Source organism: Nocardia ninae NBRC 108245, from assembly GCF_007990755.1.
Classification (GTDB): Bacteria; Actinomycetota; Actinomycetes; order Mycobacteriales; family Mycobacteriaceae; genus Nocardia; species Nocardia ninae.
The window spans coordinates 101990-115525 of sequence record NZ_BJXA01000006.1; the positions used below are offsets into that span (position 1 = coordinate 101990).

Here is a 13536-nt window from a genome sequence, read left to right on the forward strand (position 1 = left end):
AGCAAGACGGCACAGTGGATAAAGATTCCGTCGTCACGGACAACAGCGAGCTGTTGCGCGGTGGCACCGCGACCGCAGTCGGCTCGTGGCCCGGCACCGATCCGCGGGAATCGGCCGCGACCATCCTCGGTGAGCTGCCCGACCTGCCGCACCTGGTGGAACTGCCCGGCCGCGGCGTCGGCGCGGATCTGATCGGGCGGATGTCGGCGCTGCTGGTCGACATGCGATTCGACACCACCACCCGGGGATACCGGCTCGCCCCACGCCCCGGCGGCGTGTCCCGGCGGGCCCGTGATCTGCTCCGCGCGGACCTCGACACGCTCGAAGAAGCTTGGGAGGCAGCGGGTTCGGCCGGCACGGGCCGCCCGATCAAGTTGCAGGTGGCCGGTCCGCTGACGCTCGCCGCGCAGGTCGAGCTGCCCAGCGGGCATCTCGCGCTCACCGATCCCGGTGCGCTGCGCGACCTTTCGGAGTCCCTCGCCGAGGGGTTGCGTAGCCACGTCGCCGAGGTGCGTAAACGCCTCGGCGCGGAAGTCGTTCTGCAACTGGACGAACCGTCCCTGTCGGCGGTGCTCGAGGGTTCGCTCAGCGCGGTCAGCATGCTCGACAGCGTCCGCGCGATGCCCGAACCCGAAGCACTCACCGTGCTCAACACCGTGATCGCCACCCAGTCCGCACCGGTGCTGATCCACAGCTGCGCCGCCCCACCCGCCCTCGCCCTCCTGCGCGGCACTACCGCAGCCGCCGTCGGCTTCGACATCGCCACCATCGGCACCCGCGAACTCGACAGCATCGGCGAACTCCTCGACGCCGGCAAACATCTGGTACTCGGCCTGGTCCCCACCACCGCCCCCGCGACCCCACCCACCTGGCGCGACATCGCTGAACCCGGCGTCCGCCTCATCGACCGCCTCGGCTTCCCCCGCACCACCCTCGCCACCCAAGTCCTCGTCGCCCCCGCCTGCGGCCTCGGCAACACCCCCCTCACCTGGGCCCGCAAGGCCCTGACCCTCGCCACCGAGGTAGCCCGCGCCTACGCCGAAGACCCCGAATCCCTCACCTTCGAGGAACCCTCGAGCACCGCCTGACCCACCCCTTCACACGCACCCGGCCGGTCTGACAGCCGGCACGACTCAACTGCATATCCAGTGCGGCGACGTGCGGGAACAGTGCCGGGGGATGTCGGTGGGCTGCGCTAATGTGCGTTGGGTGAGTGAGAGCGGTGCGGTAGGGAAAGACGCGAGCCCGGCGACGGCGGAGCAGCGCGTCGAGTGGCAGCGGCTGGCGGACGAGGTGCGTGAGCATCAGTTCCGCTACTACGTGCGGGACGCACCCATCATCTCCGACGGGGAGTTCGATGCGTTGCTGCGCCGGTTGCAGGCGATGGAGGAGGAGCATCCCGATCTGCTCACGCCGGACTCGCCGACCCAGCTGGTCGGTGGCGGGTTCGCCACCGATTTCACCGCCGTCGATCACCTCGAGCGGATGTTGTCGCTGGACAACGTGTTCGACTTCGACGAGCTGCGCACCTGGGCGAGCCGGGTGGAGGCCGAGACCGGACCGAACCTGCATTATCTGTGCGAGGTGAAGATCGACGGCGTCGCGCTCAACCTGGTCTACGAGAACGGTCGGCTGGTGCGCGGCGCCACCCGTGGCGACGGGCGTACCGGCGAGGACGTCACCCTCAACGCGCGCACCATCGAAGACATCCCCGGCGAGCTGACACCCACCGACGAATTTCCCCTCCCGACGCTGCTCGAGGTGCGCGGCGAGGCATACATGCGGCTCGAGGATTTCGAGACGCTCAACGCGTCGATCGTGGCCGAGGGCAAGCCGCCGTACGCCAATCCGCGCAACACCGCGGCGGGCTCGCTGCGACAGAAAGACCCGTCGGTCACCGCGCGCCGCAGGCTGCGGATGATCTGCCACGGTTTCGGCCGGATCGAGGGCTACACCCCGTCCTCGCAGCACGAGGCCTACCGCGCGCTCGCCGCGTGGGGTCTGCCGGTGTCCGAGCACACCAAGCTGGTGCAGGGCATCGACGCCGTCATCGAGCGCGTCGAATACTGGGGCGAGCACCGCCACGATATCGAGCACGAGATCGACGGCCAGGTGATCAAAATCGACGAGATGGCGTTGCAACGCCGCCTCGGTTCCACCTCACGAGCCCCGCGCTGGGCGATCGCCTACAAGTATCCGCCGGAGGAGGCGACGACCAAGCTCCTGAATATCGCGGTGAACGTGGGTCGCACCGGCCGGGTCACCCCGTTCGCGGTGATGGAGCCGGTCTCCATCGCAGGCTCGACGGTCTCGATGGCCACGCTGCACAACGCCTCGGAGGTCAAACGCAAGGGCGTGCTGATCGGCGACACGGTCACCATCCGCAAGGCGGGCGACGTGATCCCGGAGGTGCTCGGCCCGGTGGTCGACGCCCGCACCGGTGACGAACACGAATTCGTGATGCCCACGCACTGTCCGGAATGCGGCACCGAGCTGGCACCGCAGAAAGAGGGCGACGCCGACATCCGCTGCCCCAACCAGCAGTACTGCCCCGCGCAGCTGCGGGAGCGGGTCTATCACGTCGCAGGCCGCGGTGCGTTCGATATCGAGTCGCTCGGCTACGAGGCCGCGAACGATCTGCTGAAGTCAGGTGCGATCACCGACGAGGGTGACCTGTTCGACCTCGATGAGGCGACGCTGCTCACCACCACGTTGTTCGTCAACAAGGACGGCGGCCTGTCCGCCAATGGCAAACGGCTGCTGGAGAACCTGGCGACGGCCAAGAATCGGCCGCTGTGGCGGGTGCTCGTCGCACTGTCCATCCGGCACGTCGGTCCCACCGCCGCCCGGGTTCTCGCCCGCGAATTCGGCAGTCTCGACCGGATCCAGGATGCCTCGGCAGAGGAACTGGCCGCCGCCGACGGGGTCGGACCGACTATCGCGGCCGCAGTGGCGGAATGGTTCACCGTCGACTGGCACCGCGCGATCGTGGACAAGTGGCGCGCGGCGGGCGTGCGAATGGCCGACGAGCGCGACGAATCCATCGAGCGCACGCTCGAAGGTCTGTCGATCGTGGTGACCGGATCGCTGGAGGGGTTCTCGCGTGACGGGGCCAAGGAGGCGATCCTGCTGCGCGGCGGGAAGGCCGCCGGATCGGTGTCGAAGAAGACTGCGTTCGTGGTCATCGGTGATTCGCCGGGGACGAAGGCGGCGAAGGCGGAGGAGCTCGGCGTGCCGATTCTCGACGAAGCCGGCTTCCGATTGCTGCTGGAATCGGGGCCGGAGGCGGTCGCGCCGGCTGCGGCAGGCGCCGATGCTGAAGCGGAAGAGTAGGCGAGCCAACGGTTTTCGGTGATCGATGTGTGCGGTCGATAGTGAGGGCTTGACCTGAACCTCACTTCAGGTATGAGGATTGAGCGGTAGGTAACTACCAGGAGGTTCTCATGGCTCGTTCCACCGCACTGGTCACCGGCGCGTCCGCCGGGTTCGGGCTGGCGCTCACTCGCGCACTCGTCGAACGCGGGTGGCGCGTGATCGGCACCGCCCGGCGGACCGATCGGTTGGCGCGGGTCTCCGAGGAGCTCGGCGCCGCATTCATCGCGGTCCCCGGTGACGTGACCGACCCGGCGCACCGGTCGCTGCTGGCCGAAACGGTAAGCGGCCCCGGGGAACTCGCGTTGGTCGTGAACAATGCGAGCAGACTCGGGCCGAGCCCGCTCGGCAAGCTCGCCGACTATCCGCTCGATGAGCTAGAACTGGTGTACCGGACCAACGTCCTCGCCCCGCTGGCGATTCTGCAATTCGCCTTGCCGCTGCTGACGCCGGGTGCCGGCGTGGTCAACATCAGCTCCGACGCCGCCGTCGAGCCGTACCCCGCGTGGGGCGGCTACGGTTCGTCGAAGGCCGCGCTCGATCAGCTGACCGCGATTCTGGGTGCAGAGCATCCGGAGCTGTCGGTCTATGCCTTCGACCCGGGCGATATGCGCACCGAGATGCATCAGGCGGCGTTCCCCGGTGACGACATCTCGGACCGTCCTGAACCCGGCACGGTGGTGCCCGCGCTGCTGCGGCTGCTGGCGGAGAAGCCCAAGAACGGACGGTATGCCGCCGCCGATTTCGCGGTCGGACGCCCGTCATGACGGTCACGCTGGCGCAGCCGTCCTTCGTCCTGCCACCCGAACGCAATGCGGTCGCCCCGCCGGAGGCGCGCGGGCTGGCAAGGGACGGGGTTCGGCTGCTCGTGGCGGGAGATAGCTTGACCCACGCGCGTTTTTGTGAGCTGCCGCAGCATCTGACACCAGGCGACCTCGTGGTGGTGAACAATTCGGCGACCCTCGCGGCGGCAATCGACGGGCGGATGGACAGCGGGCCGATCGCTGTGCATTTCGCGACGTGGCTGGACGACGGTGGTTGGGTGGTCGAGCTCCGCACCACTGCACGCACTCCCGTTCCCGCAGAAGAGCTTTCGGCAGGTATGCGGATTCAGCTGCCGGAGGGGGCGCACGCGACGCTGCGCGAACCGTGGCTGGCCGGTGCCCGCCGCCTGTGGATCGCCGATGTCACCACTGATCCGCGCCGCCTACTGGACGTCTACGGCTACCCGATCACCTATTCCTATGTGCCGCAACGATGGTCCGCTTCCTACTACTCAACCGTCTTCGGCCGCATCCTAGGAAGCGCGGAAATGCCCAGCGCCGCAAGACCGTTCACTGAACACTTGGTGCTGGACCTGATTGCCGCGGGCATCGGGATCGCGCCGATCACGTTGCATACCGGGGTGTCCTCGCCCGAAGCGGGTGAACCCCCGAGCCCGGAACGTTTCGCCGTCCCGGATGCGACCGCCCGCACAGTGAACGACACCAAAGCCGCCGGCGGCCGCGTCATCGCGGTCGGCACCACGGTTACCCGAGCCCTGGAAACCGCTGCCGACCCGTCGGGCCGAGTTCATCCGGCGCACGGGTGGACCGAACTGGTCCTCGGCGAAGATCGCCCGGCCCGCGTGGTCGACGGCCTGATCACCGGCTGGCACGCACCCGGCGCCTCACATTTGGATTTGCTGGTCGCAGTGGCAGGGGAGACCACCGTCCACGCGGCTTACTCGGTGGCGTTGGACACCGGATACCTCTGGCACGAATTCGGCGACAGTGCCTTGCTGCTGCGCGGCTGAGCTGCGCGGAAGGCTGTGCCGGCTAACTCAGTTCGGGGTGACCGAGACGGTGGCGCTCTGCTGGCCGGCGATCTCGAATCGCCCGCAGCGCCCGTTGCTCAGTTCGAGCCGCTGGGTGACGGTCTTCTTCCTGGCGTTCAGGTAGGTGGCCTCGGCGACCACGTCGGCGCCCGCCATCGAGCACACCTTCGCGACCGTCTGCTCGCTATAGCTCGCGCTGCCCGTCTGGCACGAGGGCTCGCTGTTGGAGAAGAAGATGCGAGCGGAGCCGTCGGCGCACGTCTCGGCGGCGGCCTGTGGCGCGATGACCACGATCGACCCCAAGGCGATGGCGGCGGCGACGGAGCTTCGGACTGCAATACGACGAACCGTCATACCTATCGTTACCCATCAGTTTCGAACGTTTCCAGCAATAACGGCACACGAACAAGTCGTGGCGCCCAGCATGCTAACCCGTAACCAGCGTCTTTGTCGGGCGATCGGCGGGCAGCACCGGCCGACGCTCGCGCTATACGCATTCGCTATGAATTGTTTCCGACCTGTTCGGCGCGCGGATAAGCCCTGCCGTCGCGGCGTGGCGGCCGGGACGAAAGGATGGCGGGATGCTGCGCAGTTTTCAGGTGACGAATCACAGATCGCTGGCCGAGGGGCAGGAACTACGGCTGACGAAGGGGAGTGGGCCGGTGGCCGTGCCGGTGACCGCGATCCACGGTGCCGCCGCGGCGGGAAAGACGAACCTGATCGACGCGCTCGCGCAGATGCGCGACGCCGTGCTGCATTCGGTCACCGGCTGGGATCCCTACGCCGGACCGGTCCGCGCACCGCACCTCGGATTCCCGGACCGCCCTTCGGAATTCGTCGTCGGGTTCGTGGCCGAGGGCGTGCCCTACACCTACGGTTTCCGGCTCGACAACGCCGACGTCACCGCCGAGTGGCTGTACACCCAGCCGCGCTCGCGTAAGCGAATCGTGTTCGAGCGCAACGGCGAACAGATAAAGATCGGTCCGATGTTCGAAGCTGCGCGTTACGGGATCGCCGCGTTGGTGCCGCTCGTACGCCCGAATGCCTTGCTGCTCAGCCTCGCAGGGCAGATGTACGCCGACGCGTTGGTGCCCGCCTACCGCTGGTTCGAATCGATGCTGGAAGTGCAGCTCGGCCCGGCCGATCCGGCCGCCATCGCGCACCGGCTCGGCAGTCATCTCTCGCGGTCGCCGGAGAACGCGGGGCGGCTGCTCCTGCTGCTGCGCACCGCGGGCCTCGGCATCACCGATCTGCTTCTCGCCGAGAACGATCCGATGTACGCCGACTATCTGCGCGAGCTGGACGCCGACATCGCCGCACTCGGCAAGCAGATCGAACTGTGCGCCACCTCGCCCGATTTCGCCGATCGGCTGTTGCAGGAGAACGGCTTCACCCCGATGCTGCTGGAACGCGAATTGACCAATCTGAAAGCTGCCAGGGACGCGCTGTACGCACGGATGGTGGCCCGGCGCGGCGTCGGGCTCGGCCTGGTCCACGACGGCATTGCCAACCCGTTCGACATCACCGATGAATCCACCGCGACACAGTCGCTGCTGCGTGTCCTGCCGACCATGCTCGACGCCCTCGACTCCGGCCGTGTCCTGGCCGTCGACGACATCGGCGCGCACCTGCCCGCCGAGGAGACCGACCGGCTCATCCAGCTGTTCCAGAACCCGGAAACCAATTCCCGTGGCGCCCAATTGATCTACACCACGAACAATCGTGCCCTGATCGATCGCGGCAACGGGCGGTCGTCGCGCACCCGCAGCGCGGTCTGGCAGATCCGCCGGACCGAGCACGGCACCAGCGAGCTCGCCACGGTGTAGGCGGTGTGCCGGGTTTGCCCGCCCGGCGCAATAGCATGGGGCCATGCTGGAGTTCGGAATGCTGCTGATCATGATCGTCGCCGCCGTCGGCATCGCCATGATCTATCTGCGCGGGCGCGGCAAGATGCGCCCCGCACAGGGCGAGACGGGCACCCTCTACGTCACCGGCGTGAGCCCGCCACCCGACGGCGCCGTCGGCGAGCAATACGTGACGATCACCGGCAACCTGACCGGCCCGACAGAACCCGGCACCGTCGTCTACGGCCGGTTCGCCTGGGACGTCAACGCATGGCCGTCCATCGGCGATCTGCTCACCGTCGTCTACCCGTCGGGCAAGCCCGAACGCTGGCAGATCGCGCACCCCGGCGCCCGCCCAGGTCTCGGTTCCTGACGCTGCGTGTCGGCGGATCGCGAGTGTCGGTCCTCAGTGTCGCGAACCCCTGCTCGAACCGGGTTCCAGCCATCGGTGCTGGTGCTGCGCGCCCATGCCGGGCAAGTCCCGAGTCTCGGTTCCCGGCTCCTCACCCGCGCCAACGGCATGTGTGACGTAGACCGTTCTACGGCGAATGGCACGATGCCGGGTATGGATGCGAAGGACACGGGATTGGTCATCCGGACGGCCGAGCCGGACGAGTACGCGGCGGTGGGCGCGCTGACCGTGGACGTCTACGTCGGCGAAGGCTTTGTGCAAGAAGGGAGTCCGTACGCGGCGGCCCTTGCGGACACCGCGCATCGCGGCGCCTCGGCGCAGATTCTGGTTGCGATTCACGCCGACCGCATCGTCGGATCGCTGACCGTCGCCCGCCCCGGCACGCCGTACGCGGAGATCGCCCGCCCCGGCGAACTCGAATTCCGGATGCTCGCGGTGTCGAAGTCGGCCCGTGGTCTCGGCGCCGGAACCGCCTTGGTACGCACCGTGATCGACATGGCCGAGGCCGAAGGCTTCCGCGCCGTCGCCCTCACCACCATGGCCGCCATGTCCGACGCCCGCCGCATCTACGACCGCTTCGGCTTCGTCCCCACCCCCGACCGTGACTGGCGCACCGAAGCAGGCGAACTCCTCAACGTCCTCCGCCTAAACCTGCAACCCTGACGCCGAACGGGACATCACATCGTCGCTACCCACACGTCCGCGCCCCCATGTCCCGAGGTGCGCGCGCTGTGGTGCCGAACGGGACATGACGTCATCGTCACTCGCACTTCCGCGCCCTGATGTCCCGTACGGCGCAGCATTTCCTGCGCCGGGTCGCCGCTACTCGTACTGTGCCGCAGCTACGTCCCATTCGCGCGTGGATTGCGTACAGGCTGAACCGATGAGTGGCGCACCACGGTGAGTGGATCTCGCGATTTGCCGCAGCCATGTGGTACTCGCGCACGCTGTTTGCCTGTGGGCTGAACTGGTTGGTGAGTGGCACACGATGTTGAGTGCTTCCCGCGTTTCGCCGCAGCCATGTGCCACTCGCGGGAGCTACCCCAGAACGGTGGCGACGATTCCGGCGAGGTACCCGAGGCGGGCAACTTCCGAAGGGCGGAAATCCGGCCCGCCGGGGCGGCCGAGGAGCAAAACCTTGCCGGTGTTGCCGAGGGGGGCGGCGGCGAGTTTGGTGTCCATGTCGCGCCAGATCTCGGGGACCCATTCGGATTCGGGGTCGAGGATGGCGGGCTTCTCCAGCGGCATCCATGGTGCCGAACCTGCTTGTGTCTCCGGGGCACTCGGGCTGCCGACCACGCGGTAGGCGCCTTGCGGACCCATGTCGATGATGGTGCTCCAGCCGACGCGCAGCACCCGGGGCACGCCGTCGACGAGCACCTGCAGCCGGTCGTCCTTGGCGCTGGCCACCTGGTCGATGAGTTCGAGTTCGCGGTGGGTGTCGAGCACGCCGGAGTACGGACGGATGGAGTCGACCCGCACATCGCCGATCGATTCGGCGGCGGTGATGAGGGTGTCGGGTAGCGCGCCCTGGGGCACCTCGACGACGAGGTCGTCGACGGCGAAACCGGCGCCGCGTTCGACCACATCCAGCGAGAGAATGTCGGCGCCGACGGAGCCGAGTGCGAGCGCGAGTGCGCCGAGGCTTCCCGGTCGATCCGGAAGTTGCACGCGGAGCAGATACGACACGTGCGTTCCTTTCCTAAAGCGGCCGAGGCTCTGAACGAATACCCGGGTCACGCAATCCTTACACTCCCCCGCCCCAGTAATCGACTGGAAGTGCGGCCAGTGATGTACGCCACGCGGCGATTTCGTGACAATACGGCGTGTCGAGCTAGTTGGGAAACCGTGTCGTCGAATCCGGTAATCGGATCAGCACCGTGGGAGGCCCGACCAGCCTACCGCTGGGCGGAGACATCGGCGGCGGGTGTCCCGCTGTCGCGATGGTCGGTCCGCCTCGATCCGATAGGTCATATCCGATCGGATACGTCGTATCGTATTGCGTCCCTGCGACGCGATCTCGCTGGCCGAGACATGGGCGGCCGGTGTGGCCGCGCTGTCGGTGGCTAGGCTGTGGGATCGGATCAGATGTAGCCGATCGGATGCGTCGTATCCTATTGCGTCTCTGTGACGCGATCCCAACTGTTGAAACCGAAGCCGAAAGGGGTCCCGCGGTGCCCGCCATCTCCCGTGACGAGGTAGCACACCTCGCCCGGCTGTCCCGGCTCGCGCTGTCCGAAGCCGAACTGGATCAGTTCGCCGGTCAGCTGGATTCGATCCTGAGCCACGTGCGGATCATTTCCGAGGTCGCCGCCGCCGATGTCCCGGCCACCGCGTCGCCGAACCCGACGACCAACGTGACCCGTCCCGACGTGGTCGTGCCCTGCCTGACCCCGCAGGAGGCGCTGTCCGGCGCGCCCGCGGCCGAGGAGCAGAAGTTCGTGGTTCCGCAGATCTTGGGAGAGGCCGAATGACCGACTTGACCAGTCTGTCGGCTGCCGAATTGGCCGACAAGATCCACGGCGGCGAGGTGTCCTCGGTCGAGGTCACCCAGGCGCACCTGGATCGGATCTCCGAGGTCGACGGCGAGTACCACGCTTTCCTGCACGTGGCGGGGGAGCAGGCTCTCGAAGCCGCCGCAGCCGTGGACTCCGCGATCGGCTCCGGCACCGCGCCCGCCTCGCCGCTGGCCGGAGTTCCGTTGGCGCTCAAGGACGTTTTCACCACCACCGACATGCCGACCACCTGCGGGTCGAAGATCCTCGAGGGCTGGGTATCGCCCTACGACGCGACGCTGACCACCCGGTTGCGCGCGGCGGGCATCCCGATCCTCGGCAAGACCAACATGGACGAGTTCGCGATGGGTTCGTCCACCGAGAACTCCGCCTACGGCCCGACCCGCAACCCGTGGGATGTCACCCGGGTTCCGGGTGGCTCGGGTGGTGGTTCGGCGGCGGCGCTGGCGTCGCATCAGGCGCCGTTGGCGATCGGCACGGACACGGGCGGGTCGATCCGGCAGCCCGCCTCGGTCACCGCCACGGTCGGTACGAAGCCGACGTACGGCACGGTGTCCCGGTACGGGCTGGTCGCGTGTGCGTCCTCGCTGGATCAAGGTGGTCCCTGCGGACGCACCGTGCTGGACACGGCCCTGCTGCACGAGGTGATCGCGGGACACGATCCACGCGATTCCACCTCGCGCAATGTGCCGGTGCCCGCGGTGGTCGCCGCCGCTCGCGAGGGCGCCAAGGGTGACCTGAGTGGCCTGAAAGTCGGTGTGGTGAAGGAACTTCACTCCGACAGCTACCAGCCGGGCGTGCTCGAATCCTTCGACGCCGCCGTAGCGGTGCTGAAGGAACTCGGCGCCGAGGTGATCGAGGTGTCGTGCCCGAACTTCGATTACGCGCTGTCGGCCTACTACCTGGTGATGCCGTCGGAGGTGTCCTCGAACCTGGCCCGGTTCGACGCGATGCGCTACGGCATGCGCGTCGACGACGACGGGCAGCACAGCGCCGAGCAGGTCATGGCGGCCACCCGTGCCGCCGGGTTCGGCCCGGAAGTCAAGCGCCGTATCATGATCGGCACCTATGCGCTGTCCGCGGGTTACTACGACGCCTACTACGGTCAGGCGCTCAAGGTCCGCACGCTGATCGCGCGCGACTTCGACAAGGCCTACGAACAGGTCGACGTGCTGGTCTCCCCGACGAGTCCGTTCACCCCGTGGAAACTGGGTGAGAAGGTCGACGACCCGCTGGCCATGTACCTGTCCGACCTGTGCACCCTGCCCACCAACATGGCGGGCCACCCCGCCATGTCGGTGCCGTCCGGGCTGAGCAAGGACGACGGCATGCCGGTCGGCCTGCAGATCATGGCTCCCGCACTGGCCGACGACCGGTTGTACCGCGTCGGTGCCGCCTACGAAGCTGCCCGCGGCGCCATCGCCTGACCTGCTTTCACCCGCCTAGGACTTCGCACACCGGACAGCCAGCTGCCGGGTGTGCGAAGTCCTGGCGCTCAATAGTTAGACAGGCCAGGTGAATTCGGGATCCGTCAGATAGTCCTGACGGCGCTGATCCAACGCCATCGAGACCATCTGCTGCGCGCCGGGCCCGATGATCTTGCGGATCGGCGGGTTGGGCATGTTCACCAGCTCGATGAGCCCCGCCGCGCCGACTTCCGGTGCGGCCTCCTGCCATTCGGATTCATAGTCGGTGGCCGGCGGCGGCGCGCTCGGGTCCGGGTAGTCCGGCATGCCGAGGATCGCGGTGCGCACCTGCTCGTAGGCGGGTAGCGCGGTGCCGAACTTCATGCTCGTCTTCGCCCAGTCGGTGTCGAAACCGCCCATCTGCGCGAGGGTTACGGCGATGCCGAAAGGACGCAGCTCGTCGGCGAGCGACGCGCTGAATCCTTCCAGTGCCCATTTGCTCGCGTTGTACATGCCGAACAGCGGAAGGCTGCCCACCGCGCCGACCGTCGAGATCTGCACGATGTGGCCGGAGCCCTGCGCGCGCAGGTGCGGCACGGCTGCTTGCGAAACCCACAGGGCACCATAGAAATTGGTGTCCATCTGATCGCGGATCTGGGACTCGGTCAATTCCTCGATCGCGCCGACCAGGCCGTAGCCTGCGTTGTTCACGATCACGTCGATCGTGCCCATCAGTGCGAAAGCTTCGTCCACGGTGTCGATTACGTCTTCGCGTCCGCGAACGTCCAACGGCAGCACGGTCAGTCGATCCTGGGCCAGATCGGCCATGGACCGCGGGTCGCGAGCGGTCGCGACGACGCGGTCACCCTCGGCGAGCGCGGCCAGCGTGAAGGCCCGGCCGAGTCCGCGGTTGGCGCCGGTGATGAGCCAAGTTCTGGTCATGGGGAGATCCTTTCGTCGCGAGACGCTCCGTCTCGTTTGAAGAGAATGCATCGCCGATTCGACGTTGTCAATACGAGACGTATCGTCTCGTTCGTGTTGGCCTGGTCGCATGCCGGACACCCAGCGCCACCCGCCGCAGCGAACGCGCTCGGGCCGCGATCATCGCCGCCGCCACCGAGCACTTTCGCGAGGTGTCCTACGCGAAGCTCACCGTCGAGGCGATCGCGGCCCGCGCGGGCGTCGGCAAACAGGCCATCTACCGCTGGTGGCCGCACAGGGCGCGGTCGTCTTCGACGCCATGCTCGAACTCGACGCGGGCCCGCACGGTCTGGCTCTCCCGAACACCGGCGACATCGCCGCCGACCTGCGCGCCCAGCTGTGCGGCTCGATCACCGCCCTCCACTGAGCCCGGCTTCGAATCTTCCTCCGCTCGGCGTGCATCGAGATCCAGCAGGACCCGGAAATCGGTGCCGGCTACCGCGGACGCCTTGGCCACCGACCTCCTACTCGGCCCGATCCGGAGCCGCTGGTCCCTAGGCCTCGGGCGGCCTCACCGAGTCCTACGTCGACGCCGCCCTCGCCGCGGCCTTCGCCCACCTCCGCGCCTGACTGCGCCGAGCGCCGGGGGTAATGTCTCGCGACTCCGCAGTTCGGCGGCCTGGCCGCTCCGCGAACTGGCGCGCTGAGCGTCAGGTCCGGCGAGCTCTGCGGGCCACCCAGTGCAGGGCATAGCGGGCCCCATGTGGCCGTGCTGGGCGGGTTCAGCTGGCGCGCAGAGACTCCGCGCGCTCCTTGACCCCCGCGGTCATCCCGGCGAAACCGCGCTGGAGGTGCTTGCCGAGCAACGCCACCACCACCGGTCGCAACCAGCCGTTCAGCTCGAAGTGGGACTCGTACCGAGTGCGGTCCCCGTCGATCGGTGTGATCGTGTGCGAGCGGAGACTGCTGAGCGTGCCCAGCGGCACCGGCTTCATCGAATAGCTCAACTCGTGCCCCGGTGTGTGCGAGCGGATCCATTCGCGCTGCCGACGCGGTCGCGGTCCGAGGTGGACGACCATGTCGATCGGCTCGCCGGGCACCAGCGAGCTGCGGCATTCGCTGACGAAGGGGTTCCACTCGCCGTAGCGAGGAAAGTCGGTGATCACCTGCCAGACGAGCTCGGCGGGCGCGTCGATGTCCACGGTGGCGTCGATGACAAAGGCCATGTCCAATTAGAACACGTTCTATG

General features: G+C 67.6%; 14 protein-coding genes. 10 read left to right on the forward strand and 4 right to left on the reverse strand.

All coding sequences use genetic code 11. From position 1 onward, the window contains the following. Positions 1-14 precede the first annotated feature (14 nt). From NN4_RS07195 to NN4_RS07210, 4 genes are all read left to right on the forward strand, one after another. The gene (locus NN4_RS07195; RefSeq protein WP_246180748.1) at positions 15-1088 is read left to right on the forward strand and encodes a methionine synthase; all 1074 of its coding nucleotides are present in this window, start codon (positions 15-17) and stop codon (positions 1086-1088) included. A gap of 121 nt (positions 1089-1209) precedes the next feature. Continuing rightward, on the forward strand, positions 1210-3333 hold the full coding sequence (gene ligA, locus NN4_RS07200; RefSeq protein WP_147129177.1) for an NAD-dependent DNA ligase LigA: 2124 nt from the start codon (positions 1210-1212) through the stop codon (positions 3331-3333). Positions 3334-3443: 110 nt separating this feature from the next. After that, a complete protein-coding gene (locus tag NN4_RS07205; RefSeq protein ID WP_147129178.1) occupies positions 3444-4139 on the forward strand; it encodes an SDR family oxidoreductase in 696 nt (231 codons plus the stop codon). Beyond that, positions 4136-5167, forward strand: a complete 1032-nt coding sequence (locus tag NN4_RS07210) for an S-adenosylmethionine:tRNA ribosyltransferase-isomerase (protein ID WP_147129179.1) — start codon at positions 4136-4138, stop codon at positions 5165-5167. The genes NN4_RS07205 and NN4_RS07210 overlap by 4 nt, the downstream gene beginning before the upstream one ends. 27 nt (positions 5168-5194) lie before the next feature. Here the strand turns inward: NN4_RS07210 and NN4_RS07215 are convergent, their stop codons facing one another. After that, positions 5195-5542, reverse strand: a complete 348-nt coding sequence (locus NN4_RS07215) for a hypothetical protein (RefSeq protein WP_147129180.1) — start codon at positions 5540-5542, stop codon at positions 5195-5197. Positions 5543-5769: 227 nt separating this feature from the next. Here NN4_RS07215 and NN4_RS07220 point away from each other — a divergent pair, with 227 nt between their 5' ends. From NN4_RS07220 to NN4_RS07230, 3 genes are all read left to right on the forward strand, one after another. Then, positions 5770-7014, forward strand: coding sequence for an AAA family ATPase (locus tag NN4_RS07220; protein ID WP_147129181.1), 1245 nt, complete (start codon positions 5770-5772; stop codon positions 7012-7014). 43 nt (positions 7015-7057) lie between these two features. Next, positions 7058-7405 (forward strand): hypothetical protein, encoded by a 348-nt coding sequence (locus NN4_RS07225; RefSeq protein WP_147129182.1) that lies wholly within the window; start codon positions 7058-7060, stop codon positions 7403-7405. A 183-nt stretch (positions 7406-7588) separates the two neighbouring features. Next, positions 7589-8107, forward strand: a complete 519-nt coding sequence (locus NN4_RS07230; RefSeq protein WP_147129183.1) for a GNAT family N-acetyltransferase — start codon at positions 7589-7591, stop codon at positions 8105-8107. A gap of 375 nt (positions 8108-8482) precedes the next feature. On the opposite strand, the gene NN4_RS07235 is transcribed toward NN4_RS07230, so the two are convergent. Then, on the reverse strand, positions 8483-9133 hold the full coding sequence (locus NN4_RS07235; RefSeq protein WP_014987212.1) for an ACT domain-containing protein: 651 nt from the start codon (positions 9131-9133) through the stop codon (positions 8483-8485). 485 nt (positions 9134-9618) lie between these two features. Between NN4_RS07235 and gatC the strand changes: the two genes are divergently transcribed. Beyond that, positions 9619-9918 carry an Asp-tRNA(Asn)/Glu-tRNA(Gln) amidotransferase subunit GatC gene (gene gatC / locus NN4_RS07240; protein ID WP_147129184.1) on the forward strand — a complete coding sequence of 100 codons (300 nt, stop codon included), beginning with the start codon at positions 9619-9621 and terminating at the stop codon, positions 9916-9918. Then, positions 9915-11387, forward strand: a complete 1473-nt coding sequence (gene gatA, locus NN4_RS07245; protein WP_147129185.1) for an Asp-tRNA(Asn)/Glu-tRNA(Gln) amidotransferase subunit GatA — start codon at positions 9915-9917, stop codon at positions 11385-11387. The genes gatC and gatA overlap by 4 nt, the downstream gene beginning before the upstream one ends. A gap of 75 nt (positions 11388-11462) precedes the next feature. Here the strand turns inward: gatA and NN4_RS07250 are convergent, their stop codons facing one another. Then, positions 11463-12308, reverse strand: a complete 846-nt coding sequence (locus NN4_RS07250) for an SDR family NAD(P)-dependent oxidoreductase (protein WP_147129186.1) — start codon at positions 12306-12308, stop codon at positions 11463-11465. Between the two features lie 265 nt (positions 12309-12573). On the opposite strand from NN4_RS07250, the gene NN4_RS46000 reads away from it, so the two are divergent. Then, entirely contained in the window at positions 12574-12714 is a 141-nt protein-coding gene (locus tag NN4_RS46000) for a hypothetical protein (RefSeq protein ID WP_246180761.1), read from the forward strand. 355 nt (positions 12715-13069) lie between these two features. Here the strand turns inward: NN4_RS46000 and NN4_RS07260 are convergent, their stop codons facing one another. Continuing rightward, positions 13070-13513, reverse strand: a complete 444-nt coding sequence (locus NN4_RS07260) for an SRPBCC domain-containing protein (protein WP_147129187.1) — start codon at positions 13511-13513, stop codon at positions 13070-13072. Positions 13514-13536: the final 23 nt, after the last annotated feature.

Excerpts from the sequence above, each read along its gene's own strand:
- NN4_RS07205 (WP_147129178.1), top strand. The coding sequence starts at position 3,444 with ATGGCTCGTTCCACCGCACTGGTCACCGGCGCGTCCGCCGGGTTCGGG.
- NN4_RS07210 (WP_147129179.1), top strand. The coding sequence starts at position 4,136 with ATGACGGTCACGCTGGCGCAGCCGTCCTTCGTCCTGCCACCCGAACGC.
- NN4_RS07215 (WP_147129180.1), bottom strand. The coding sequence starts at position 5,542 with ATGACGGTTCGTCGTATTGCAGTCCGAAGCTCCGTCGCCGCCGCCATC.
- NN4_RS07220 (WP_147129181.1), top strand. The coding sequence starts at position 5,770 with ATGCTGCGCAGTTTTCAGGTGACGAATCACAGATCGCTGGCCGAGGGG.
- NN4_RS07225 (WP_147129182.1), top strand. The coding sequence starts at position 7,058 with ATGCTGGAGTTCGGAATGCTGCTGATCATGATCGTCGCCGCCGTCGGC.
- NN4_RS07230 (WP_147129183.1), top strand. The coding sequence starts at position 7,589 with ATGCCGGGTATGGATGCGAAGGACACGGGATTGGTCATCCGGACGGCC.
- gatA (WP_147129185.1), top strand. The coding sequence starts at position 9,915 with ATGACCGACTTGACCAGTCTGTCGGCTGCCGAATTGGCCGACAAGATC.
- NN4_RS07250 (WP_147129186.1), bottom strand. The coding sequence starts at position 12,308 with ATGACCAGAACTTGGCTCATCACCGGCGCCAACCGCGGACTCGGCCGG.
- NN4_RS07260 (WP_147129187.1), bottom strand. The coding sequence starts at position 13,513 with ATGGCCTTTGTCATCGACGCCACCGTGGACATCGACGCGCCCGCCGAG.